Source organism: Erwinia sp. 9145, assembly GCF_000745075.1.
Taxonomy (GTDB): Bacteria; Pseudomonadota; Gammaproteobacteria; order Enterobacterales; family Enterobacteriaceae; genus Erwinia; species Erwinia oleae.
On record NZ_JQNE01000001.1, the window covers coordinates 1,586,541 to 1,612,097 of the forward strand.

Sequence of the window (25,557 nt, forward strand, 5' to 3'; positions counted from 1 at the left end):
ACCTCTTCAGTAAGGATGCTGTGATGAACAAAAATTGCTTTCGTGTCATTTTTAATAAAGTGAGAGGCATGCTGATGGTGGTGGCGGATATCACCGTTTCCGGCCGGGTCGCTTCTTCCTCCTGTACGGACGTCGGCCCGACGCCGTGTAGCCGCCTTTTTGTATATCCAACGCTGCACTTTGCGCTGTTGCTGTCGCTGGGCTGCGTGACCCTTTCGGCGCAGGCGGGAGTGGTGGCCGATGCCAGGGCGCCCGGCAACCAGCAAGCGACAATCATCAACGCTGCTAACGGTACGCCGCAGGTTAATATTCAGCCCCCCAGCCGTGGCGGCGTATCCCGCAACGTTTACAGCCAGTTCGACGTGGATCAAAAAGGCGTGGTGCTGAACAATGCCCGCGCCAACACGCAGTCGCAACTGGCTGGCATGATAGCGGGCAATCCTAACCTTGCACGCGGGGAAGCGAAGGTGATCCTGAATGAGGTGAACGCCGCCAATGCCAGCCAGCTGAACGGGTTTGTCGAGGTTGCCGGGCAGAGGGCGCAGGTGGTGATCGCTAACCCGTCGGGGATCACCTGCAACGGCTGCGGGTTTATTAATGCGAATCGCGCCACGCTGACCACCGGTCAGGTACAGATGAATAACGGACAGATCGCGGGCTACGACGTTAACACAGGTGAAATCGTGGTGCAGGGCGCGGGCATGGAAAGCAGCCAACAGGACAGCACTGATTTAATTGCTCGCGCGGTCAGCGTCAATGCCGGGATCTGGGCCAGAGAGCTGAAGGTCACGACGGGCCGCAACACCGTTAACGCGGATCATAATGAGGTCACGGCAAAAGCGCCTGACGGCAGCACATCGCCGCGCGTGGCCGTCGACGTCTCGGCGCTCGGTGGGATGTATGCCAATAAAATCCGCCTGCTGGGAACGGAAAAGGGCGTCGGCGTTCATAATGCCGGTCATATCGGGGCATCGGCCGGGAACGTTGTCGTTAACGCAGATGGCAGCATCACCAACAGCGGCAGCCTGACGGCATCAACGCATCTTCAGCTTACCTCGCAAGGCAGCATCGGTAATAGCGGTAAGGCGTATGCCGCCGGCAACACGGATATCCATTCACGCGGTGCGCTGAATAACAGCGGGATAATCGCCGCCGGCCGTGACACCACGCTGAACGCTGCCGCCATCAACAGCAATGCTGTCAGTACGCTCGGTGCCGGTATTGACGTTAACGGTACAAAAGGCGGCGCCGGTAATCTCACACTGAGCAGCCAGGCAGACCTGACGGTAAACGGTAAGGCGATAGCAACGGGGCAGCTCGTGGCGGAGGGCGCGGCTGTCAACGTCAGCGCCAGCCAGATGCAGAGCCGTGATATTTCTCTGCGGGCGGATAGCGGCGATATCAGTACGTCAAATGCCGTAGTGGAAGCGACGAACGGCTTCACCGCTTCTGCGAAGGGGAAACTGACTAACCGCAGCGGTAGCATCTCGGCAGGCACGCTGACGTTAACCGGTGCTGCGCTTAACAATCAGCAGGGCGTGCTCCAGCAACTGGGGCAGCGTGACCTCTCCCTGTCATTCGTTAACGGCATTGATAATGCGGGTGGTACGCTTGCCGCCAATGCGAAAAATTTCACGATCAACGCCCCGATTTTTAATAACCAGCGGGGTTCGCTACTGCATCTGGGTGAGGGCGATCTGACGCTTTTCAGCGCAGAGACAGACGGTTCGCAGGGTGCAATGCTGAGTAAAGGCACTCTGAATCTTAACAGCGGGAAACTGGTGCTGGATAACGCGACCACCGAGGCCAGTCGCCTTTCGTTAACGGCAACCTCCTTTTCTCATCGTCAGGGCGAAATGCGCCAGATCGGCAGCGGCGCAATGTCTGTCGCCGTTGACGGCACGCTGGATAATCAACGCGGCAGCATCGCCACCAATGGCGATCTCTACCTGCGTGCGGCAGACCTCAATAATCAGGCCGGTAAACTGCTCACCGGCCAACAGAGTGGGATGCAGATTGAGACGCAGAACCGGCTCAACAATGAGCAGGGCATGGTAGCGGCGGCTGGCGCGCTATCGCTGCTCGGCAACGGGCTGAATAATCAGGCAGGATTGCTCCAGTCCGGTGCCGTCATGACGATAGATCTACACAATGGCGATCTTGATAACCGCAACAGCGGCAGTAACGGCGGCATTGTCAGCTACAGCACGCTTTCACTCAGTGCGGGCAATATCGATAACGCGGCCGGATTTATCGCAGCGGGCGATGATGCGGCGATCACGGGACGCCGCATCAGTAATCAGCAGGGAGTGATGGCAAGCGATGCAGGTCTGAATCTGACCAGCAGCGTGATGGATAACCAGGGCGGCAGGGTGCAGGCAGGCAACGCGCTGATCGCGACGGCGGGTGCAGGCATCGATAATACCGCAGGACTGTTTCGCAGCGGAAATAGCCTGCTGCTCACGACAGACAAGCTCATCAACAGCGAGACTCAGGGTGAAAACAGCGGTATTGCCGGTGCGTCGGTAACGCTTAACAGCACCGTTGTGGATAACACTATCGGTACCGTATGGGCGAGCGATCTGCTGGAGATCAATACCGCCACCTTGCTGGATAACAGCGGTGGAATTTTATCTTCCGGTTCGGTGTTGGCGGTTAACGGGGGAAATACGCTGACGTTTACCAACGGTGCGGGGATGCTGATCGCCGGAAGCGCGCTCAACCTTAATGCAAATGCACTGAGCGGCGACGGCCGCGTGCTCTCTCAGAATGCGATGACGCTGGTCATGCAACAGGCATTTTTCAATCAGGGCGAGGTGATCGCCAGCGGTGATATGACCTTTAACCTTGGCGGCAGCGGGCTGGTGAATCAGTCACTTATTCAGGCTGGCGGCAGCTTAACACTCAGCGCCGGAAGCCTGGACAACCAGCAATCCGCCGAAATCAGCGCCACAGAAAATCATCTGTTGATCAGCGGTAATCTGATCAATCGCGGGCTGCTTGACGGTGGTTTTACACATATTGTCTCGGCATTACTGACTAATATCGGCAGCGGTCGCCTGTATGGCGACCGGATTGCGCTGCAAACCAGCACGTTAAATAACCTCGCTGAAAACGGTCAGGCGGCGACGATCGCAGCCCGCGAGCGGCTGGATATTGGCGCGCAAACGCTGAACAACCGTGATCATGCGTTGATCTACAGTGGCGGAGACGTTGTTACTGGCGGCCTGCTGGACGGCAATCAGAAAGCCACCGGTAAAGGTTCTGTACTCAATAATCACAGCGCGATGCTGGGATCCGCAGGAAACATGACGCTCGACATCGCAGAAATTAACAACATTAATGACCATCTGGTGACGGAAACAGTCGTGGTTGAGCAATCTTTCCACCATGAAGCCGTGCTTAAGGATTCCACAAACCGTTTCGACTGGGCGGACATCGATACCAGTGGTAAAAATAAATATGGCGTACATGAGGCCATCATGCCGGACGGCACGCGTGGACGCACGTTTTACGAATATGAATATCAACGCACTATTACCGAAACGCAGGTGAAAGAGAGCGATCCGGGGCAGCTTATTGCGGGTGGTAATCTGACCATCAACAGCAATCGGGTAAACAACCATGACAGCCGCATCGTTGCGGGTGGTCTGCTCGGCGGCGCAATCGGCGCACTGAATAATATCGCCACCGTGGGCCAGCGTATTATCACTGATGTGGGTACTCAGGTGCGCTGGTACGCCAAAAAGACCAGTAGTTCGACCGGGCCGACCAAAACCTCTCAGGGAAAAGATCGCAGTGGTTACCAGCCAGCGACAATCATGCAAACCATCGACCTGCAAACAATGGCCTGGCAGGGGAATACATCGGCAAACAGCAACGGCGTCACGATTGGCAACCGAGAGACAACGGTGAAAGTTATTGACCCCGACGCGGCGGACATCGGGCAGACGGCCATATCCCTGCCGCCAGGGCAGATTGTGGAAATCGTCCAGCCGAAGGACAGTAGCGATAGCATGGTTATTCGCGCCATCGCACCGGACACCACGCTGCCTGATAACAGTCTTTTTACGCTTCACCCCAACAGCGATGTGCCTTATCTGATCGAAACGGACCCGCGCTTCACTCATCAGAATAAGTGGCTCGGCAGCGATTACATGCAGAATCAGTTCACACAGGATGCGAATAACGTGCTGCGGCGACTGGGCGATGGCTATTATGAACAGCAGCTTATTCGTCAGCAGGTGCTGGCGGTGACGGGTAACCGTTATCTGGCGGGCTACCACAGCGACGAGGCGCAGTATCAGGCGCTGATGGATGCCGGGGTGACCTTTGCTAAAGCACACGGGCTGAAGCCCGGCGTGGCGTTATCGGCGCAGCAAATGGCGCTGCTGACCAGCGACATGGTCTGGCTGGTTGAACAGACGGTCACATTGCCGGACGGCCGCCCGGAGAAGGTGCTGGTGCCGCAGCTATACGCACGCGTGAAGCCGGGCGATCTGGACGGCAGCGGCGCGCTGCTGACGGGGAACGGCGTTGCACTGGCGGTCAGCCACGATCTGACTAATAGCGGACATATTAATGGCCGTTCCGTCATGCAACTGACAGCGGATAACCTCAACAACAGCGGTTTTATTGGCGGCGACAGCGTTGACCTGCGCGCGCGCGCCGACATCAATAATATCGGCGGTACGTTACAGGGCGGCAGCAGCCTGATAGCCATCGCGGGTCGCGATCTCAACAGTATCAGCACAACGGGCGGCAGCGGCGGCAACATCACCTTTGACCGCCCGGCGGGCATTTACGTGCAGGCGGATAACGGTACGCTTGGCTTACAGGCGATGCACGACATCAACCTGACCGCGACGCAAATCAGCAATGCGGGTACAGAGAGCCGGACGCAGATTGTTGCCGGACACGATCTGAACCTGAACACGCTGACCGTCACGAAAAGCGAACGCGGCGACTGGGGCGGCGGTAACAACCGCAGCCTGACGCAGAGCACGGATGTGGGCAGCCAGATAAACGGCGGGGGCGATGTGTCGCTGTCGGCCGGTCATGACCTGAACGCCCGTGCGGCGGCAGTGACCGCAGAGGGCAGCCTCAGCGCCACGGCGGGGAATGATATTGCGCTGACCAGCGGCAATGCGTCATATCACCTGATTGATAACAGCCACCAGCGCAGCGGCGGAATGCTTTCGCATAAATCGGTGACCACGCATGACGAGGTGCAAAGCCAGACTGCCGTCGGCAGCAGTTTCAGTGGTGACAGTATCATCATGCAGGCCGGACGTGACCTGACGATGAGCGGCAGCAGCGTGGTGGCGACGCAGGATGTGGCGTTGTCTGCCGTGCGTAACATCACCCTGACCACCGCCGATGAGACGCGGCAGGAGAATCACTGGCGTAAAGAGAAAAAAAGCGGGCTGTCGGGCACGGGCGGTATTGGCGTCACGGCAGGCAGCAGCACGCTGAAAATCACCGACGTTGCGGCAACACACAGCAGCGCGGGCAGCATTGTCGGCAGCACCCAGGGCAGCGTTAATCTCAGCGCAGGCAGCGCCCTGACGGTGAAAGGTTCTGACGTGCTGGCGGCCAAAGACCTGCACCTGACCGGTAAAGAAGTGAACATTCTGGCGGCAGAGAACAGCAGCACGCAGACGCACACGGTGGAGCAGAAGCAGAGCGGCCTGACGCTGGCGCTGTCCGGTACGGTGGGCAGCGCGATTAATACGGCGGTGTCGGGCGCCAGCGATGCCAGCACGGAAAGCAGCGGTCGTCTGGCCGCCCTGCTGGGGATGAAATCGGCACTCAGCGGTGTGCAGGCTGCGCAGGGCATATCGCTGGCTGAAGCGGGCGGCAGCGAAGGCAGCGTGATTGGCGTCAACCTTTCTTACGGCAGCCAGTCGTCAAAATCAGAACAGACGCTGACGCAGAACCAGAGCCAGGGCAGCACGCTGACGGCGGGCAATAACCTTAACCTTCACGCGACCGGCACCGATATTAACGTTCAGGGCAGCCAGTTGCAGGCAGGGAAAGATGTGGGCCTGAGTGCGGCGCGGGACGTGAATCTTTCCTCCGGACTGAACAGCCAGACGCTTGACGGCAAAAATGAGAGTCACGGGGCGTCAGTGGGCGTGGGGATCAATTTCGGCCAGGGTGCCAATGGACTGTCGCTGAACGCCAGCGTTAATAAAGGCAAAGGCTCTGAGACCGGCAACGGCACCCGTCATGTTGAGACCACCGTTAACGCCGGGAAAAACCTGACCATCAGCAGCGGTCGCGACACCACCCTGACCGGCGCACAGGTCAGCGGCGAGAAAGTCACGCTGGACGTGGGGCGTAACCTGACCCTGACCAGCGAGCAGGATACCGATAACTACGACTCGAAGCAGCAGAATGCCAGCGCGGGCGGCAGCGTGAGCATGGGCGGTGGTGGCAGTGGTTCGGTGAACCTGAGTCGCGATAAAATGCACAGCACTTACGAGAGCGTGCAGGAGCAGACGGGTATCTTCGCCGGTAAGGGCGGCTTCGATATTACGGTCGGGGAGCACACGGAATTAACGGGTGCGGTTATCGGCTCGACGGCGTCAGCGCATAAAAACCGGCTGGAGACGGGCACGCTGGGCTTCAGCGATATCCGCAACAGCGCGGAATATGAGGTTGAGCACCAGAGCGCGGGCGTCAGCAGCGGCGGTAACACGGGCAGCCAGCTTATGGGCAACATGGCCAACAGCCTGCTGGTGGGCGTCAACGGCAGCGGAAGCGACAGCTCCACAACGAAATCGGCGGTGAGTGACGGCACGATAACTATCCGCGATAAGGACAATCAGAAGCAGGACGTGGGTGAACTGAGCCGCGATGTTGAGCATGCGAATCAGACGCTGAGTCCGATATTTGATAAAGAGAAGGAGCAGCAGCGGCTGAGGGAAGCGCAGATTATTGGCGAAATTGGGGTTCAGGCCGGTGATATTGCACGGACGCAGGGCCGGATAATCGCGACGAAAGCCGCGAATGAGAAGATAAAGGATGTCTCACCGGAGCAGCTGAGAACGGCAGAGGCGGAGTGGCGGAAAGCGAATCCGGGCAAAACGCCGACAGATACGGACATCAGCGGCCAGGCGTATCAGAACTTCTACAATCAGGCGTTCACCGAAAGCGGGTTCGGCACCGGCGGTAAGGTACAACAGGCCATCCAGGCTGCGACAGCGGCGGTGCAGGGTCTGGCCGGGGGCGACCTTGCGAAAGCCATTGCGGGCGGCCCAGCGCCGTATCTGGCCGAGCAACTCCATAAAATGACCGAAGGCAACCCGGAAGCAAACCTGATGGCCCATGCGGTTGTTGGTGCGGTAGTGGCACAGGCATCAGGCAACTCAGCGCTGGCCGGGGCCGCAGGTGCGGCAACTGCATCTGCCACGACTGCCGTGATAGCGAAAACGCTGTACGGCACGGATGATTACAGCAAACTGGATGAAACGCAGAAGCAGACCATATCTGCACTGAGCACGCTGGCGAGCGGACTGGCGGGCGGTCTTGCCGGAGACAGTACAGCTTCAGCCATTGCAGGAGCCCGGGCCGGAAAGAACACCTCCGAGAACAACGACATGTTCACTCTGCCAAAAGGACTTACGGATTATGGCCAGTCAGCCTCAACGTTGGGAACCTCAATGACCGGAACCGGAGCAACAGCGAAAGAAATCAGTACGGCGCTGAGCAAAAATGCAAAAGGTGATTTGCTTGCCGCCCGGAATCCGGCCACTGGTCTGATAACTGCGTGGGGCGCGGGTATGACCACTGTAATTGCACCTGTCCTGCTGCCCGCGACTGCAACCGCGGGAAGCGTTATTGGTGCGGGAGCAATAGGCGGTTCAGCGAATGTGTTTAACCAGTTAAACAGCGAGGACCCTTTCAGTGCCACTGATGCACTTATAGCGACAGGCGTGAGTGCTTTAACTCAGGGTAAAGGGTTCTGGTTCACTGAAGTTGCGAGTGTTACTGGAGCGTATGCGGGAGCTAAATTACAGGGGAAAGATGTTCTTGCACCGGTGATTGGGGCAGGCTTTGGTACGGCTGTTGGTGCCGCAGGCAGTAAGTTGATTTCGGTTGGAAATAATTTGTCTCCTATTATGACCGATAAAACAGCTAGTACAGTTGGTACTATCGGCGGTTCATTAATAAGTGAAGTTAGTGGAAATAAAACTCAAAATATAATCTCTCAACATGAGCAATCTGGAGATAACAAATGAGACGTGGTTCAGTCAGAGTATGGCTATTAGTTAAATTAATAGCCTGCTTTATAATCTTATTTACCGTAATGGTATTTTTGACTAATTTGGCTATAGCTATAATATTTTATTTTAAATATAGCGATATTAATTTTAATTTTTTGGACGATGGGTTATCTTCTTTGAGGTCAGGAATAGCGACAGGCATCCCAACTGGTATTGGCATCTGGATCATGTCCAAACTGAAAGAAAAAAAAGAAGATTCTCCATCCGATCCGCAGTAAACAAAGATCCTGGCAGAGCTGAACCGCGATGTCGAGCATGCCAACCAGACGCTTTCCCTATCTTTGATAAAGAGAAGGAGGAGAACCGGCTGAAAGAAGCGCAGCTGATTAGGGACATCGGGGTTCAGGCTGGTGATATCGCGAAAGCCATTGCGGGCGGCTCAGCGCCGTATATCGCGAACGTTATCGGCAGCAGCGGACTGGATGATGCGGGTAAAGTGCTGGCCCACGCGACGGTCAATGCGGCTCTGGCGGCTGTTCAGGGTAACAACGCGCTGGTGGGTGCAGCGGGCGCAGCCACGGCAGAACTGACCGGAATGATCGCGCTGGAGGTCTACGGCAGGAGCGCCGGGGAGCTGAGCGAAACCGAGAAGCAGACGGTGAGCGCGCTGGCCACGCTGGCGGCGGGTCTGGCGGGCGGGTTGATTGGTGGCAGTACGGCTGATACGATGGCGGCGGCTCAGGCGGGTAAAGCGACGGTTGAGAATAACCTGCTGGGTGGGAATGAAGATGCTCAGGCCACATGGATACGCCAGCATGGAATAGACATGGCAAGTTGCGCTGATGCACCGGGTTCAGCAAGTTGCCAGAAAGCGATGAATGAACGTGATGCTGTTGGGCTGGCACTGGCAACGGGAAGCGTAGCATTGCTACCTGGCGGTGCTCAGGCAATGTGGGGACTGGGTGCGGGGGCGAATGCAGGTATCGGTTATCTGGCCGATGGGACGATAGATCCGGCAAACGCAGCGATAGCGGGCTGGGTGAATGTTATCAGCATGGGTAATGGCCTGGCGGGTACCGTTGGCTGGAATGCAGTCGGTGGTGCATTTGGTAACTGGATTGATGACAAAGATCCACTAACTGGAGCAATAACAAATGGTATTGGTGCAGGCATTGGTTACGGTATAGGCAAAGGAATTTCTTGGAGTACAAATGCAGGGACAAACTGGTGGAAAGATGGCTGGGATCCAAAGTTTAATCCGATTTTGCAAAAGTATACTGAGATTAAAGGCGATTTTGGTATATCAAAAGAAGTAACACCCAGTAATATTTCTGGCAGTTTTGGCGACATTGGAGCGTCTTTCTCTTCCGAGTATGGAGGGAAAAAATTCGAACCAATCATTGAGGATAAATTCAAATGAAAATCTTCGATGAGGAAATATTAAACCTGCTGATTCTATTTATCGGCTGTATGCTGGGGATTGTGGTCAGTTTCCTGTGTATAGCCTTGTCTATAGACATTTTAGTTTGGATGCTAACAGGAGCTTTCGATTTGACAAAAGCCGATGTTCTTAAAACCATTAAAATTGGTTTTGTGATTGGTACTTTCACTGGTGCTGTTTTTGTTATTGCTAGGCTATTTAAACTAAAAGGATTTTAGAGTGAAGATAGCATAAAATTTCATCCAAAGTTTTGGTGTTGTTGAGAATAACTGGCTGAGTGGTCTGGAAGGCTTCGGTACCGGCTTCCAGAATAATGTTCAGGCCCAGGGATCGCTGGTGAATAATACCAATCTCACTGATAAAAATGGAAGGTTTTGAATCCGGCAACACCAGAGCAAATTAAGTATGCTTCTGACAAGCTGGTGACGGGTGAATTACCGGAAGGTGCCAATATCACTAAAGCTATTGTTGATGGATATAAAGATGGCGTGCTGATAGCGGGAGCGGCTTATTTAGGACCAGCGGCAAGCATCGGAAAAGTTGTGGCAGGTGCCACAATAGCGGAAATCGCGAACGGGACTTATCAGTGGTTTGATATAAATAGTGAAAAGAACCAAAGCCTGCCTGAAAATCAGCAAAAGACATGGGAGTACTGGGGTAGCGCATCATCTGCTGTAACTGGGGCGCTGGCCCCAAGACGTAGCGTATTGCCAAATGTGGGCATCGCGGCAGGAGGTGCGGTATTTACTGATGGGGCGGATACTGTGGCTGCTGGCATTGAAAAAATCATGGGGGATAACAAGAGCCCTGATATTGTTTATGACTATTGGGGCGGGGTTGCATCTGAGTTTTCATCCGGATTTATAAAGGAAATAGGCAAGCCAAAATCAGATATGGAAGATAAGAAATGAGCAAGAATATATATAGATATATAGCGCTATTTTTATACAGCTGTTTATCTTCTATAGTAATGCTGCTGGTATTAGGTCTTGCTCTTTCGTCCTTCTATTATTTCAAAGAAGGATTCTTTGACTTTCCTGAATCTCAGAGGATAAGAGCAACAGTATTTGGCTGTATTGCTGGAACTGCTATCACTTTGTATGTGTTAGTCGTAAATTTAATAGATAAATTTAAAGCCCGCAAATCTCCCCCCTCCGATCCACAGTAAACAACGATTCCGGCCATTGATACCAGGCGGCTTCGATATTAAGGTCGGGGAGCACACGGAATTAACGGGAGCGGTTATCGGCTCGACGGCGACAGCGGATAAAAACCGGCTGGAGACGGGCACGCTGGGCTTCAGCGATATCCGCAACAGCGCGGAATATGAGGTTGAGCACCAGAGCGCGGGCGTCAGCAGCGGCGGTATCCAGGCGGCCACTACGGCGGTGCAGGGTCTGGCCGGGGGCGATCTTGCGAAAGCCATTGCAGGCGGCTCAGCGCCGTATATCGCGAACGTTATCGGCAGCAGCGGACTGGATGATGCGGGTAAAGTGCTGGCCCACGCGACGGTCAATGCGGCTCTTGCGGCTGTTCAGGGTAACAACGCGCTGGTGGGTGCAGCGGGCGCAACCACGGCAGAACTGACCGGAATGATCGCGCTGGAGGTCTACAGCAGGAGCGCCGGGGAGCTGAGCGAAACCGAGAAGCAGACGGTGAGCGCGCTGGCCACGCTGGCGGCGGGTCTGGCGGGCGGGCTGATCGGCAACTGTACGGCGGATGCTGTTGCCGGGGCGCAGGCGGGTAAAACGACGGTGACCAATAACCTCCTCGGTGCCACCTCCTCTGACAAACTCGACAAAGCTGTGGAGAAAATCAAGCAGGGTGATAAATCGCTGGCGGCCGCCAGTGAGCTGATTAAGCTGGAAAACGCCGATAAACGCAGCGATGCCCTGGTGGATAAATTCACCAGAGACCCGTCGGAGATGAACAGCACAGACCGGGCTGAACTGGCGGGTTATTTGCGGATTTATGCCAGTGAAATGGAGAAAGAATATGGTCCGGCAGTGTCGCAGGAACTGGTTAAAGGCCTGCTGTCAGGTCAGGATTATATCAAACGTACTCCTGAGTCTGAAGCAATGGCCAGCGCTCAGAAAATAATGAATACCTGGGGCTACCATAAATCGAATGCCAGCATTGGCGATGCGCCTGTAATGTTCGGAAGCAGTGTACTGGGGCTTACAGTGAAAGGTATGGCAGCTAATGTCCCAATTGGTGTTGGAGTCAACTCTGCTGCTCAGCTTGCAGGAAAAGACCCATTTAGTTATGTGGATGCGATAATAGCTGGCGTAACAGCAGCAGCGACAACAGGAAAAGGTATTATTATCTCAACTCCGATCAATATGGGTGGTGCGGCAATTGGTAGTAGTATTAAGGGGGAGGATCCGACGAATTCAGTCATTGGAACTGGATTAGGTTCAATATTTGGTGGCGGAATGGGAAAAGTCATATCAGGGTCTATGGGATCGTCTGTCAAAGAGGGAACAGCGGATATCATTAGCAATATTGGGGGCTCGATTACTAGTGAAGCTATTGGCAATACTACAAAAGGAACACTTGATGAAGCTGATAAATCCATTAAAAAGTGATCAGGGGGTTAATTTGAAGACCCTCATTATGCTAATAACACGGTGTATAATATGCATTTTTATTCTAGCTATGGTTGGCTGTCTTCTTGGTAGGTTAATGGCATTTTTTAAAACTAACGCTTTATTTTTTGATTGGGGAAAGGATGTTTTTTATTCTTTGAAAGTAGGTGTTTCTGCTGGTGTGTTAGCAGGGTTCGGTATTCGGATAAAAGCAAAACTACAAGAAAGAAAATAAAATGTTAAATAAGTCAATAATAATCTCAGTTTTTTATTGGGATTGTTGTTACAGCGATGACCCTTTCAGTGCCACTGATGCACTTATAACGACAGGCGTGAGTGCTTTAACTCAAGGTAAAGGGTTCTGGTTCACTGAAGTTGCGAGTGTTACTGGAGCGTATGCGGGAGCTAAATTACAGGGGAAAGATGTTCTTGCACCGGTGATTGGGGCAGGCTTTGGTACGGCTGTTGGTGCCGCAGGCAGTAAGTTGATTTCGGTTGGAAATAGTTTGTCTCCTATCATGAACGATAAATCGGCTAATTTAGCAGGGACTGTGATTGGTGCTGGAGCTTCAGAAGTAGCAGGTTCTGAGGTTCAAAAACAGCTGGAGAGTAATAAATGAAAGACATCGTGCTCGCGATAAAATTGATGCTTTCATTTTTTTTGCTTATTACTTCAATACTATTTTTTATTAGGCTCGGTGTAGCCATTATATTTTTTATTAAAAATGGTTGTTTTTATTTTGAATGGATAATCAGCATAACTAACTCATTAGAAAGAGGTGCGGCCATTGGTTCTGTATTAGGTCTTGGTATTTGGCTTCTATCTAAAATGAGAGAAAACAAGAACTGATGGGGGAAATCGGGGTTCAGACCGGGGATATTGCACGGACACAGGGCCGGATAATCGCGACGAAAGCCGCGAATGAGAAGATGTCCGGAACCACCCAGAGCGACCGCAACAAGGCACTGACTGACCTGAAAGCGAAGGATCCGACAAAGCAGTACAGCGACGAAGACGTCAGCAAACAGGTCTATAACAACTTCTACAATCAGGCGTTTACCGAGAGCGGGTTCGGCACCGGCGGCAAGGTACAACAGGCCATCCAGGCCGCCACTGCGGCGGTGCAGGGTCTGGCGGGCGGAGACCTTGCGAAAGCCATTGCGGGCGGCCCAGCGCCGTATCTGGCCGAGCAACTCCATAAAATGACCGAAGGCAACCCGGAAGCAAACCTGATGGCCCATGCGGTTGTTGGTGCGGTAGTGGCACAGGCATCAGGCAACTCAGCGCTGGCCGGGGCCGCAGGTGCGGCAACTGCATCTGCCACGACTGCCGTGATAGCGAAAACGCTGTACGGCACGGATGATTACAGCAAACTGGATGGAACGCAGAAGCAGACCATATCTGCACTGAGCACGCTGGCGAGCGGACTGGCGGGCGGTCTTGCCGGAGACAGTACAGCTTCAGCCATTGCAGGAGCCCAGGCCGGAAAGAACACCTCCGAGAACAACGACATGTTCACTCTGCCAAAAGGACTTACGGATTATGGCCAGTCAGCTTCAACGTTGGGAACCTCAATGACCGGAACCGGAGCAACAGCGGAAGAAATCAGTGCGGCGCTGAGCAAAAATGCCAAAGGTGATTTGCCGGACGGTGCAAATATCACCAAAGCCATCGTTGACGGTTATAAAGATGGCGTGCTGATTGGAGGAGCAGCTTACTTAGGGCCAGCTGCAAGTATTGGTAAAGCTGTAACCGGTGGTGTAATAGCGGAAATAGCCAACGGTACTTATCAGTGGTTCGATTTAAACCAGCCCGGTAATGAAAATAAAACGTGGGATTATAAGAGTAGCGGCTCGGCGTTTGTGATGGGAATGTTGGCTCCGGGACGTGGTATCGGGCAGAACGTTGGCATAGCGGCAGGTGGCGCAGTGTTTACGGATGGAGCTGATGTCGGAGCTGTGGGTGCTGCGACGGCTGGAGCCTGGGCTGGCGGAATGTTCGGAGAATATGCGCCGGGTATTGTAAATTCAGTACCAGGAAAAGAACTCCCGGGCTTTATATATGATATTAGGGGTGCTTTCGCCTCAGAAGCTGCAACAGACGCAGGAAAAAGCATTATCAAAAAGCAGGAGGGCGATAAGTGATGAAAACCTTTCTCAAATACATACTGCTTTTTAGCTATTTTACAGTTGGTTTTTTCTTATTGGGTTTAGCTATAAAAATTGTCATTGGCTTTATATATATGGGTGTATTTTTCTTGCCATCTGAGGAGATCACAGGAAATTTTATCAAAAGTATTATTGCAGCTTCAGCCATAACAAGTGCTGCAATAATCTTTAATCTGATAGATAAATTCAAACCCCGAAAATCGCCCCCATCCGATCCGTAGTAACCAATGATCCCGGCTAACCGCGCCGGGAACTGAGCCGCGATGTTGAGCATGCGAATCAGACGCTGAGTCCGATATTTGATAAGGAGCAGCAGCGGCTGAGGGAAGCGCAACTGACAGGGGAAATCGGGGTTCAGGCCGGTGATATCGCACGGCCGCAGGGCCGAATAATCGCGACGAAAGCCGCGAATGAGAAGATGTCCGGAGCCACCCAGAGCGACCGCGACAAGGCACTGGCTGACCTGAAAGCGAAGGATCCGACAAAGCAGTACAGCGACGAAGACGTCAGCAAACAGGTCTATAACAACTTCTACAACCAGGCGTTTACCGAGAGCGGGTTCGGCACCGGCGGCAAGGTACAACAGGCCATCCAGGCCGCCACTGCGGCGGTGCAGGGACTGGCCGGGGGCGACCTTGCGAAAGCCATTGCGGGCGGCTCAGCGCCGTATTGGTATTGATAAGGCGACGTGTTCCGACAATCCGAGTGGTGCCGCATGTCAGAAAGCAATGAATAAACGTGATGCAGTAGGGCTGGCACTGGCAACGGGTAGTGTTGCCCTGTTACCGGGTGGTGCTCAGGCAATGTGGGGTCCTGGAGCAATGATTTTTTATGATGCTTTTCTTATATCTGATGAAATAATACAGGTCATTGATTAACATATTCCGACAGAAAGATCGTCGCACAGCGTTGTGTATCGCCAGTAAGAAAAAAGAGGATTAGCATGACCAACAACCAGCAGGTTCTTCGCGGCCGTACTCTTAAAGGTATGGTTATCTTGCTGGCGGTAGTTTCATTTACCGCCAGTGCCAACACGCAGGGCTATAAAGATATTGTGCAACTGATTAATCAGCGTCTGGGCTGGATGAAGGACGTGGCGGGATATAAAGCCAAAAACCACCAGCCCGTTGAGGATCTGACTCAGGAAGACAAAGTGCTGACGTCGACCGTGAAAAAAGCGGAAGAGCTCGGGCTTGACGCGGAATCCGTCAGACCCTTCATTCAGGCGCAAATGGATGCCGCGAAAGCCATTCAGTATCGCTATCGGGCAGACTGGTTATTCACACCAGAAAAAAACTGGAAACCTCAGGATCTGGAAACGGTAAGGAAAGAAATAAGCCGCCTTAGTGATGACATTCTCGATAAAACGGCAGAAACCCTAAAACAGGGTGATACAAGCGATGATTGTTCATTTATGCATACAGTGCAACAGCATAATTTGCATAAAGCCGACAAAGACGCAATCTGTCAGTCTCTGCGAAAAGTTAAATTGAAATAAATATTTTAAATAGCAATATCAAACATGCGTGTCTCTGCCAGCAGGCAATAAAGCTGGCAGTCGCTCTGCACGCCAGGTTTTTCCATGGCGCGCAGCTTGTGGGCGCTGACCGTCTTATTGCTCAGATTCATTTTTTCTGAGATAGCGGTCAGGGACAGCCCGCGACACAGCATCCGCAATTCATCATTTTCCCGCGTTGTCAGCTCCTGGCCCGCGAGTGTATCGCGACGTAACAGCGAGTCCATCAATCCACGCTCAATATAGACCTCTTCATCCATTGCCATGGTTATTGGTATTGCGGTAAGGCGAAAGCACCACAGTGCGGATTTGCGGAAATTTACGCGCCAGCCATTTCACCAGTGAGATGCCATCCAGCCCTGAAACCGGGCTCTGTGAGCGGCGGGTATTCAGGGCAAAACCGAAAAAAGAATATTCACCGTGTTATGAGAGAGCAGGTTAACCAGCCCGGCAGGCGAATCCGTATCGCCAATAACGTTTAACGTCTCTCCGTTAATCGCACTGGCGGACAGGGTATTAATTATAGAGAAAATGCCGCGACGGATAAGTGTGTGTTCGTCAGCAATCAGGATATTAACAGACACAGAATTGCCCCCGGATAGTAAAGAAAGCGTTCATCTGATGGGGAGAAATATACGGGGCGCCGTCAGACGTTTCTATCATACCAGTCAGAAAAACGGCTTTTACCATGTACTCATACGTCTGAGCTTTTCTGTAAACCATCAGGCGAACCATTAATTCCGCTTTAAGCAGCAATAATGAGCGACGTTATCTGACCATCAGGGCCGTCATACTGTTTATTACAGGCTCAGTTCAAAAAGCTGTGTCTTCGCCAGTAAAAAGTAGAGTTGAGAATCGTTTTTTTACGTTGAGTTTATACATGGCGCTTTTTTTCTGCATGCTGATTATTTTAGAACTGACTTTAGTTCTTTTCGCAATCTCGCTGCCAGAAAGTCCCTGACCTGGCATGTTAAAAATATCCGCTTCACGCGGGGTCAATACTGGATTTCTGGCGAGCCGGGTGTACGGAGAAAAGCTGCCGGTGGTCTACAGTGCACTGGGGATGAATAAACCGGAACCGGTGCCAGAGGTATGCTATGTACAGATGAGTAAGCAGCCCCTGCGACGTGACCCGTTTGAATGCGTGTTGTGTGGCAGTCGCATGGTGTACCGCCGTGCAGTGGTCGGTCTGAATGTGCAGGGACTGAAAACCCACGACCGGGAAATCATTCTGATGAGGTACATCCCGGCCTGATGCAGGGAAGATCTGCCTGCCGCCTGCTGGCCGCCTGAAAATGACCGAAAAAAGCCTGAGTTATCACCTGTTCGCAGAGCGCCGACTTACCCGATGGCATACAAATCAAAGAGTGACTAAATTTCAACCACTTCCTGCCGGGGCAGAAATGGTTTCAATTTCCTGTACGTGAACTATTCCGTAAGCCGCTTGCCAGTTGAGTGAACACCTCAATAATTTTTGGCAGCGCCCGCAGTGGATCGTCGCTCGCAGCAATCCAAAGTGCGGAATTCAGCGCGGTACTGTTTAACAGATGTGCAGCAGCATCCGCGTCAACCGATTTAAGTACGCCGCGCTCGATCAGCTTTATGACGGTCTGGCGGGTGGATTCGAGGCAACTATTCTGGCTGGGCCATTGTGCAGGATCCCCAAGGAAAGCCGGACCATCAAGCAGAACGATGCGTTTTACTTCTGTCTCCAGCGCCATCTTAATGTAGGCAATCCCTTCAGCCAGCAGCTTTTCCCAGTCGTCACCGGCAGTCGCGGCGGCGGCTTTGGCTCGTTGTGCCATTTCACCATCTACCTGAGCAACAACAGCGGCAAGCAGCCCCTTTTTATCACCAAAGTTGTGGTATAACGCCCCTCGTGTCAGCCCAACACTGGCGGTTAATTCATCCATTGATACGGCAGCAAAACCTCTTTCGGCAAAGGATTTCCGCGCTGCAATAATCAATTTGGCGCGGTTCTCTTCCATTGTTTCGGCGCGGCGTTTGGCGGCCATACGAACTCCTTTTTGACATACGTAACGGATGTTATTTGACATACGCGGCGTATGTGTGATTAATTCAACATACACCGCGTATATTAAATGAATTTTACATGACGCGCATCCCGCATCACACATTGACGTAAGAAAGGGCATTCCATGATCCAGCGTGAACCTATTTTTCCTGCTAACCGGCACGCTCTCTATGAAGAGCACGGTTATTCCGCCGCGATCCGTTCTGGCGATATGTTGTTCGTTTCCGGCCAGGTTGGCAGCCGCGCCGACGGTACGCCGGAACCGGATTTTGCCGCGCAGGTGCAACTTGCGTTCGATAACCTGGCAGCGACGCTTGCAGCAGCTGGTTGTACGTTTGACGACCTGATTGATGTCACCACCTTTCATACTGACCCGGAAAATCAGTTTCCGACGATTATGCAGGTGAAACAGTCAATTTTCCCGCAGCCCCCATACCCGAACTGGACAGCCGTTGGAGTTACCTGGCTTGCGGGATTCGATTTTGAAATTAAGGTCATAGCCCGCATTCCGGCATCAACTTCCGCAGATTGACAGACTGTAATGTTAGTGACGTCTTCCTCAACGGGATGAGGACGTCACCCTGAAAAGCGTTGTTTCAGAAGCGACATAACGCCCACTCCTGGCACAAAGCAGACATTATTGGATATCTCCAAAAACAGGTTCGTTCAAAAGAGGATTATGGGGCAGGGGCACTTGTCGCTACCTTGATGGTCAGGAAACTCAATCGACCCTTTTAGTGTTTCTTAACCATCAAGGTAGCCATTCGTCTTTAACTAACCAGGCAATTCTGCACAACGCCAGCTTGCCTGCTAAAAAAAATCATCCTCAGAGTCTGACTGCACCTGGTTCAATAGCCTTCTGGCTTGTGATTCAGAGACACTGGCTCTTCTGGCTCGTAAGGCTGCCCTGAATTCCCTGCTTCCCTGACCAGATTGAAAAGCTTTGGAACCCAGCACCGATGATGCTGGTATATCCTGTTCAGTAATGAGTGCTCCACTTCCGGCCCGACTGAACGGATCGGGGAAGACACCTGTAGCTTGCCGATTGTTAATTAATGTTCTGACCACCGCACGTCCTTGTCCCGCTGCACCTGCATATTGTCGGGCGACATTCCTCTGGACAGTCAGGTGATGTGCATTATTTGCCTGCTGTTCTGCGCCAGGCAGAATCTGATTGCGCCCACGGATCTGAATTAATCTGTCCATTGCACCGAACGTTTTTTGATCTAACAAAAAACCATAATTCTGGATGGAGGCCTTGCCAGCCGGACTGGTGCCGTGGAACATGCGAATATCATTATATGTCTGCTTTGCCAATGGTAAATTGGGGTTATCCCTCCGAATCGTTTCTCCTGCAAAGTCAGAAGAAAGAGGAAAATTGATCGCTTCCCCGGAATCCCATAAAAAGCCTATCTCAGGAATATTGAATTTTTGCTGTTCATTCCTTACAGCCCGAACCATCAGTGTTCCTGGATCGGCCTCAGGTCCAGGATACATGCGCTGTCTGTAGTTAGCCTGTTGTGACCCTTGCGTATCCCTGTGTTGTAGAGTGCCACTGATTATTGCGTTATATGCCGCCTGTGCGACAATTTTGTGATCGGAACTACTGTCTGACCTTGTGGCGATATTTATCAACCATGCGGTTGCTGCCTCACTGGTTTCTGCAAGGGGCAATACCGACGGATAGCTCCGACTGACTGAACCAGCCTGGCCGCCCCGCGAAGTTCGCGAACTGTTATGACCTGATCTTGAATGCCGTGAACCTGAAGAGCGAGAATTTGACGGGCCTGCGTCTTCAGAATCAGCATGGTACCCTGAAGAACGATGGGAACCGGAGCCACGTAAGGGATCCATAACTAACCTCATTTAATGGTGAACTTTAAATAATTGAGTGGAGGAGCATGTCAAAAAGTTCCTGGTTAAGTGATTGAATGCCTTAATCATAATGTAACCAGAATTACTTTCATCTGATTGTCGATACAGTGGCTGGAACCGCATATCGGAGAGGGGTTCCAGCCCGTCGGTTCCGCCGTTTCCCTGATACTGAGTTTCTTGACCTGCCGGCAGTACAGGACTTTCTGATGGCGCTCCTGATCGGCCTGCTTGCCACGGTGTTTCCCCTGCGCATGCACCCGTTCAATACCCTGTTTTTGCCGGTGGCGGCGGCTCAGCCAGTCCTTATGTGACATTGTGGCCATCAGATGCCCTGAAGCGTAAGCCGTGACAGGCGCGCAGGCCCAGGTCTTTGTCAGTGATTTTCATGATTGCCAGAGGAATTAACGGGCAGGCAAATCAGTTACCGTTAATCAGTTTGGTAGCCAGGCCCGGACTGAAAGTTCCTGCAGCAGGCCCACCGTGGCAATCAGCTGTCGGCGAAGATGCCCCATCAGAGTTGCCAGGAACTTTGACCCATGCAGCCATGATATTTGCAGTCAGCGCCTGAGTGACCGTGCCAATTTTACGGCCGGGTGGGTTACACCAGTCACCGGGATTAGCACCATTACCATTACGGCTGGTGTCAATCAGGAATGATTTGGTGAAACCGTAGCTGGATGACAGGAAAGAATTGATGTTGTTGCCATAAGTCGTATTCTGCGCCGTCGTATAAAAGTTGGACACGTTAAGAGCAAAGCCTTTTACCTTTTTTACTCCCGCCCTGTTGAGGTATTCACCCGCCTTTGCGGCGTTTAACCAGGCTGGATTACCTGCATCAATGTAGACCTGCGCAGCAGGTGCCTTAGTGCTGAAAGCAGTTGCAGCATAATTAAGAAGCGAGAAGCGTTCATCGCGCTTATCACTGGTCAGACAATCAGCATCTGCAATAGCATCGGGCTCAAGAATTACCACTGCGGCCCGGCTACCAATGCCAGCAATGAAATTATCAATCCACTTCTTGTATGCTGTTGCACTGGCCGCGCCACCTGAAGAAGCCCCACCACTACAATCTCTGCCAGGGATATTGTAAGCCACCAGTAATGGCGTCGCACTGGCGTTCTTTGCCGCTGTAGTATACGAGGTTATTTTGGAGGTCAGATCGTCAGTGCTCTGACTGGTTCCGGTAAACCATCGAGCCATCGGTTTATCAGCAATAGCGTTCTTAATAGTTGCGGTTCTTGAATCAGCGGCGTTATTTTTTACCCACGTTGCGGCGGTTGAATCGGGGTTGGTATAATAAACCGTAGCCGAAAAAGCATTTGAAGAAATGAGCGATGCTATTACTGAAAGAAAAATTTTATTTTTCATATTGAGCCTGTTAAGAGTTAAATTCATTATGATAAAGCCCCGCAAGGGGTAAAAATGTCCGGGAGAGCAGGGGAGCGGGTGCAGTCAGGCGATGCATAGCGCCTAAGGAAACAACGCCTCTGACACGGCATGCCCTTTCCTCTTTAAAAAGCTCAGCGGCTTAGCCAGGTACAAAAATGGCCCGACACCGGCCATTGAGTCGTCCGGTTTTAACTGCCATTTCCAGGGTAGCTCCACTGGTTGTTTCGTTTTTGCCAGTAGGGCGAGATACGGGGGGCCAGCTCCTGTATCTGCCCGTCAACTTGACGGAAGCCGGTTCCCTCATAAAAGTCATGCCCGCTCAACCACACGGCGTGATTCACCTGCGGCAGTGAAAAAAGGCACGATATACAACTGCTTTTGCCATTCAGCGTCAGGGTCATAGCGAGAGTGTGCCAGAATTGCAGCCTCATTTGCTGCAATAGCCGGTTTTGCTGTTGCAGGGGCCGCCCTGAAAGCCTGATTATCAGGATCTTCAAGGGACAGCAGGACATCTCCCTTAGCGTTTTTAATTGTCAGCGACGCCAGTGACTGTGGTGACGACAGACTCCGCTGTAAAGTCACGGACACAGCGCCGTAAGCAGGCCGGGACAGAAGGAAACTGCCCCCCGATTCGCTTGTATTTTCTTCTTCAGTGGCTTCTTTTCCGAGCAGGGCGTCCAGCACCAGCGTTAACCGTTGCTGATCTTCACCAGAAAGGTGACTACGATGGTGTTTAATCCATCCAGCTGAAATCTGTAAAGGCCGTTCAGGGGTAAGGTGATGGCTGACACAGAGAGAAGAAGATCCACTGCTCGCTTCAGGGACACATGAAATGTCGTAAGGTACTTGCGGGGGCAAAATCGCAGAAACAGATACATCCATCGTAAATTATCCTTCCATTAAAAAAGGACTTAGGTAGAAAAAATCAGCTTCAGGTTCCTTTTACACCAGACATTGGCCCGGCAAAAGCTTTGCGCACCCGTCTGAACGTTAGCGCCAAAGCCTGCCGCAAACTCAGTGAGCAGTTGAACCAGCCACTGAGTTTTGTCGTGTCATACTGAATCTGACCACCTGAACAGTGGTGTGGACTGCCCTGCGCAGATATTCCCGAAGATAGCGGTATCTCAGCGTGCTGTGCGAATGATGCTTATTATAATGACTGAATGCGATGGACCGGTTTACCACCGAGGTTTCACTGTCCGTTTTGGGCTGTAGATTCACTCTGTCAACGCAACACCCTTTTCAATAATCTCTTTTGGCGTTTTGAATCTTAATGTCTTTCCCGGTCTGCTGTTTAGCTGCTCTGCAACCTGATCCAAAGACTGTGGGTGGTAATACCGAGACGTGTTGCTACGCTGGAAACAGCATGACCGCGATCAATAACCTGTTTGACTGCTTCAATTTTAAACTCTTCGGGATAACATTTACCGCTCATGGGCACCTCTCTTTAAGCCATCTTAAATGACTCAGAGGTACCTGTTAAACCCGTGGCGATTCATTATGTTACTTAACATGAAGCCAAAAATATCGCCCGATAAAGCGCCCTGTCCACAAGAACGGTGACAATGTGTCTGGCAACATTCTTATCGTTTGCATCCAGCCCTTTCAGCAAAGAGGATTGGTTCTCCGGGCGGGGCAGAAAGACCAGCACTTCGTTCACCAGTCGCTGGTGATTAGCCCGCTCGCCTCGTTTCCCTGCCTTAACGTGTCCTTCACGATACTCCTCTCTTTTCTCAATCAATAAATATTAACTTATCTTAAGTTTATCTGTTGCGGGAGAAATTTTACCGTTACGGATTAATCCCAAATGTAATTGATTCAAAGGTAAAAAACGATATTGAAAATTCTCAGGTGAAAGCGTACAGTAAAAATACTGTATATAAATACAGTACTTAAAATTACCTGGAGGAGTAAAATATCATGGCTACTAATGAAACTATCTCTACCATCACGGAAATCGCCTCTTTTGCCGCACTGCGCGCACGTAAACCCGCAGCCGAGGGGGAGCGCGTTTTTCTCACCTCCTGGAACGCGCGGACAGCTTCCGATCGATCCGTCAGCTTTGGCAAAGGATGGTTTATCGGCAACCTGGTGGCGGGCGCTGATGACGGCGGTTTTATCGCCAGCAACGGCGGTGCATACCACTGGCGACGCGATACGGATATTGAGGCGCTGACCGTTCACGATTTCGGTGCAGTGCCGGGCGGCACCGTTGACTGTGCGCCGGCAGTTAAAGCGATGTATGAGTTTATGAACGGCACCTTTGCCCGTGGCGCAACCAGCAATCTTTCTAACAAAGTTGGCATCCGTTTCGGTGCGGGCACCTATCTGGTTAAGCCGCTCGACATGCGCCGTTACGGCAGCAAGATCCCTGCCAGTAATTCAGAACTGCCATATAATCCGAGCGGTTATTTTGCGGCGGGCGACTTTGTGCTTCGCGGCGTGACCACCAGTTTCGGCAAACAGATTGCGACGCGTATTGTTTCCGATAAATCGAATTCAGCCGTGCTGGCGCTGAACCATCGTTATTTTTCCGTTTATGGTATTGAGTGGGAAGGGCAGCAAACGGTCGAGCAGGATGAAACGACTAACCTGCTGATTGGCGCCACGCTGGGGGTATTCAACGATACCGCCTCCAACAAGCAGCCGTTTATTACCAACGAATGCGTGGGCGGCACCTTTGCTAACGTCTCGTATTTCAAGGCCAGCAACACCGGTGAGGCGGCGATTTACTATCTCGACAGCCTCGACAGTAAATTTAACCAGATTTACTGTAGCAAGGTGGCGGGCCCGGTCATAAAGGTTGGCTGGAGCAACCGGCCGGCCGGCGCCTGGGATCACTCCACGGCGATTGAGCTTTCTGAATTTAACTTCCAGTACTGCTATGCACCGGCAATCTGGATCCCACGTCACGGACAGGGACTGATCCGCAACGGCTGGATTGAGCACAGCGCGGTGCCGATGGATATCAACAACGGCCAGTGGCTGATTGAGGCGCTGAGCATTGAGTCATCCACTCATGACGCCGTGTTCTATAACTCGCGCATCATTATGTCGCAATGGTCAAACCCGACCGGCGTCAATTATGACCGCACCACCGCGCCGGACAGCGATAAGTGGGCCAGCTACCCGAAAAACCCGGACGGCAGCACGATCACCGCGAAGCTTTCCGCATATGAAATGGGCATGTCGCTGTTTCAAAATAGCGGCACTTATCTGGACCATCCGCTGCGCGCGCAGTGGCTGAGCGGTGTGCTGCGCGGCACCATCGACAGCAGCAAACTGTGGCTGAGTATCGGTTCGTTCCAGATGCCCCGAACCGGCACCCACTGGAAGATTGAGGTAGACTGCCGCAGCGGTTACGGCAGCCTGGGAGGGAGCGGACCGATGCCCGTAAATGGCGATCGCTCCGCAGGAACATTGCATATTCACGTTGCGCGCGGTGCCGGAACCGTTCCGGTCGTGACCTACTGGATGGAAGGCGCGCCGGGCATTACCGAGGTGAAGTATATTGCTCAGGATTACAACAATATCCTGCCGGGCTTGTGGATCAAACTTCCTGATACCATTGGGGAATATGCGGTGCACGTTCGTGGTACGGGCGAAACCCGCATGGACTCAGGGGCCTGGGCGATCTTTAAGCCGGATGGCCAGGTGCAGGCTGACGCGCCGAACGGCGTTGCCGCTGAAGCCCGCGCATCGATGCACAACGGTAAGGCCGGCTTTGGCGCTCAAAGTGATGTTGCGGCAATCAGTACCCGTTCGCAGCCCTCATCCACCGTACCGGTTGAGCAATCCAGGCCGCGTCAGTGGATGCGGGTAAATATCAACGGCGTTGAGTATGCGATGCCTTACTACGCGTTTACGCCGCAGATTACGACTCAGCCGGCTGCAACCGTTTCTGTTGCCGCAGGCGCTACGTTGAACCTGACTGTGGAAGCCAATGATGCCGCCAGCTATCAGTGGCAGAAATCCACTAACGGCACCAGCTGGAGCAATATTTCCGGCGCCACGAAGGCGACATACAGTAAGTCATCAGTCACCTCGGGCGATGCGGGACAGTATCGCTGCGTAATTAAAGGGCAGGTTGGGGCGGCGGACTCCTCCGTTACGACCAACCAGGTGACAACCAACACTTCAGTGGTCACTATAACGGCATGATGGCGGCTGACTAAAACAGATAACAGATAGAAGGGCATTATGTAAAAATCCACGCGTTTGCGCGGATTTTTTTGCGTCCGGCTGGTGCACTCACTCCCTTTTGAAATTAGCTTCTGTTCGCTTTTATTGGGCATCATCAGGCGCAATGGGAT

The 25,557-nt window shown here is 52.6% G+C and carries 20 protein-coding genes and 7 pseudogenes; 17 read left to right on the top strand and 10 right to left on the bottom strand.

Going from position 1 to position 25,557, the window contains the following annotated elements:
* The first annotated feature begins 23 nt into the window (after positions 1-23).
* The 14 genes and pseudogenes from FA91_RS07805 to FA91_RS07875 all read left to right on the top strand — a co-directional run bounded on the left by FA91_RS07805 (position 24) and on the right by FA91_RS07875 (position 15,927).
* Complete coding sequence (locus tag FA91_RS07805; protein WP_034914275.1) at positions 24-8,246, top strand: hemagglutinin repeat-containing protein; 8,223 nt, start codon at positions 24-26, stop codon at positions 8,244-8,246.
* Complete coding sequence (locus FA91_RS07810; protein WP_034914279.1) at positions 8,243-8,509, top strand: hypothetical protein; 267 nt, start codon at positions 8,243-8,245, stop codon at positions 8,507-8,509. Before FA91_RS07805 ends, FA91_RS07810 begins: the two co-directional genes overlap by 4 nt.
* 12 nt (positions 8,510-8,521) lie before the next feature.
* Positions 8,522-9,651, top strand: a pseudogene (locus FA91_RS07815) (VENN motif pre-toxin domain-containing protein); the annotation flags it as partial.
* The gene (locus FA91_RS07820; RefSeq protein ID WP_034914282.1) at positions 9,648-9,890 is read left to right on the top strand and encodes a hypothetical protein; all 243 of its coding nucleotides are present in this window, start codon (positions 9,648-9,650) and stop codon (positions 9,888-9,890) included. The pseudogene FA91_RS07815 and the gene FA91_RS07820, both read left to right, overlap by 4 nt.
* Before the next feature lie 156 nt (positions 9,891-10,046).
* The gene (locus tag FA91_RS07830) at positions 10,047-10,583 is read left to right on the top strand and encodes a hypothetical protein (RefSeq protein WP_051937091.1); all 537 of its coding nucleotides are present in this window, start codon (positions 10,047-10,049) and stop codon (positions 10,581-10,583) included.
* Entirely contained in the window at positions 10,580-10,840 is a 261-nt protein-coding gene (locus FA91_RS20440) for a hypothetical protein (protein ID WP_072032297.1), read from the top strand. Before FA91_RS07830 ends, FA91_RS20440 begins: the two co-directional genes overlap by 4 nt.
* A gap of 25 nt (positions 10,841-10,865) precedes the next feature.
* Positions 10,866-12,260: pseudogene (locus tag FA91_RS20445) on the top strand (VENN motif pre-toxin domain-containing protein); the annotation flags it as partial.
* Positions 12,232-12,495, top strand: coding sequence for a hypothetical protein (locus FA91_RS07840; RefSeq protein WP_034914287.1), 264 nt, complete (start codon positions 12,232-12,234; stop codon positions 12,493-12,495). The pseudogene FA91_RS20445 and the gene FA91_RS07840, both read left to right, overlap by 29 nt.
* 1 nt (position 12,496) lies before the next feature.
* Positions 12,497-12,880, top strand: a complete 384-nt coding sequence (locus FA91_RS07845; RefSeq protein ID WP_231566754.1) for a hypothetical protein — start codon at positions 12,497-12,499, stop codon at positions 12,878-12,880.
* Positions 12,881-13,109: 229 nt separating this feature from the next.
* The gene (locus tag FA91_RS07855; protein WP_051937093.1) at positions 13,110-14,405 is read left to right on the top strand and encodes a VENN motif pre-toxin domain-containing protein; all 1,296 of its coding nucleotides are present in this window, start codon (positions 13,110-13,112) and stop codon (positions 14,403-14,405) included.
* Positions 14,402-14,650 (top strand): hypothetical protein, encoded by a 249-nt coding sequence (locus FA91_RS07860; RefSeq protein WP_197060491.1) that lies wholly within the window; start codon positions 14,402-14,404, stop codon positions 14,648-14,650. Before FA91_RS07855 ends, FA91_RS07860 begins: the two co-directional genes overlap by 4 nt.
* A gap of 23 nt (positions 14,651-14,673) precedes the next feature.
* Positions 14,674-15,099, top strand: a pseudogene (locus tag FA91_RS20770) (adhesin); the annotation flags it as partial.
* Between the two features lie 58 nt (positions 15,100-15,157).
* Entirely contained in the window at positions 15,158-15,307 is a 150-nt protein-coding gene (locus FA91_RS21330) for a hypothetical protein (RefSeq protein ID WP_231566755.1), read from the top strand.
* A gap of 65 nt (positions 15,308-15,372) precedes the next feature.
* Positions 15,373-15,927, top strand: coding sequence for a chorismate mutase (locus tag FA91_RS07875; protein WP_034914297.1), 555 nt, complete (start codon positions 15,373-15,375; stop codon positions 15,925-15,927).
* Between the two features lie 5 nt (positions 15,928-15,932).
* Here the strand turns inward: FA91_RS07875 and FA91_RS21335 are convergent, their stop codons facing one another.
* From FA91_RS21335 to FA91_RS20450, 3 genes are all read right to left on the bottom strand, one after another.
* Positions 15,933-16,211 carry a helix-turn-helix transcriptional regulator gene (locus tag FA91_RS21335; RefSeq protein ID WP_231566756.1) on the bottom strand — a complete coding sequence of 93 codons (279 nt, stop codon included), beginning with the start codon at positions 16,209-16,211 and terminating at the stop codon, positions 15,933-15,935.
* A 123-nt stretch (positions 16,212-16,334) separates the two neighbouring features.
* Positions 16,335-16,529, bottom strand: coding sequence for a hypothetical protein (locus tag FA91_RS21340; RefSeq protein ID WP_231566757.1), 195 nt, complete (start codon positions 16,527-16,529; stop codon positions 16,335-16,337).
* A 229-nt stretch (positions 16,530-16,758) separates the two neighbouring features.
* A complete protein-coding gene (locus tag FA91_RS20450) occupies positions 16,759-16,914 on the bottom strand; it encodes a hypothetical protein (protein ID WP_231566799.1) in 156 nt (51 codons plus the stop codon).
* Between the two features lie 27 nt (positions 16,915-16,941).
* Here FA91_RS20450 and FA91_RS07885 point away from each other — a divergent pair.
* Positions 16,942-17,200, top strand: a pseudogene (locus FA91_RS07885) (IS91 family transposase); the annotation flags it as partial.
* A gap of 154 nt (positions 17,201-17,354) precedes the next feature.
* Here the strand turns inward: FA91_RS07885 and FA91_RS07890 are convergent.
* Positions 17,355-17,960, bottom strand: a complete 606-nt coding sequence (locus FA91_RS07890; RefSeq protein WP_034914299.1) for a TetR/AcrR family transcriptional regulator — start codon at positions 17,958-17,960, stop codon at positions 17,355-17,357.
* A gap of 144 nt (positions 17,961-18,104) precedes the next feature.
* Here FA91_RS07890 and FA91_RS07895 point away from each other — a divergent pair, with 144 nt between their 5' ends.
* Positions 18,105-18,512, top strand: a complete 408-nt coding sequence (locus FA91_RS07895; protein WP_034914301.1) for a RidA family protein — start codon at positions 18,105-18,107, stop codon at positions 18,510-18,512.
* A gap of 278 nt (positions 18,513-18,790) precedes the next feature.
* Here the strand turns inward: FA91_RS07895 and FA91_RS20775 are convergent, their stop codons facing one another.
* The 6 genes and pseudogenes from FA91_RS20775 to FA91_RS20470 form a co-directional block, all read right to left on the bottom strand.
* Positions 18,791-19,441: a hypothetical protein gene (locus FA91_RS20775; protein WP_051937097.1), complete on the bottom strand. Its 651-nt coding sequence runs from the start codon at positions 19,439-19,441 to the stop codon at positions 18,791-18,793.
* A 533-nt stretch (positions 19,442-19,974) separates the two neighbouring features.
* Positions 19,975-20,181 (bottom strand): annotated as a pseudogene (locus FA91_RS20460) (resolvase); the annotation flags it as partial.
* 91 nt (positions 20,182-20,272) lie between these two features.
* Positions 20,273-21,250, bottom strand: coding sequence for a glycoside hydrolase family 6 protein (locus tag FA91_RS07910; RefSeq protein WP_231566758.1), 978 nt, complete (start codon positions 21,248-21,250; stop codon positions 20,273-20,275).
* Positions 21,251-21,553: 303 nt separating this feature from the next.
* The gene (locus FA91_RS07915) at positions 21,554-22,126 is read right to left on the bottom strand and encodes a hypothetical protein (RefSeq protein ID WP_156103063.1); all 573 of its coding nucleotides are present in this window, start codon (positions 22,124-22,126) and stop codon (positions 21,554-21,556) included.
* A gap of 335 nt (positions 22,127-22,461) precedes the next feature.
* Positions 22,462-22,563, bottom strand: a pseudogene (locus FA91_RS21345) (hypothetical protein); the annotation flags it as partial.
* Positions 22,554-22,679: pseudogene (locus tag FA91_RS20470) on the bottom strand (transposase); the annotation flags it as partial. The pseudogenes FA91_RS20470 and FA91_RS21345, both read right to left, overlap by 10 nt.
* A gap of 485 nt (positions 22,680-23,164) precedes the next feature.
* Between FA91_RS20470 and FA91_RS21350 the strand changes: the two are divergent.
* The gene (locus FA91_RS21350; RefSeq protein WP_051937098.1) at positions 23,165-25,405 is read left to right on the top strand and encodes an immunoglobulin domain-containing protein; all 2,241 of its coding nucleotides are present in this window, start codon (positions 23,165-23,167) and stop codon (positions 25,403-25,405) included.
* Positions 25,406-25,557 lie beyond the last annotated feature (152 nt).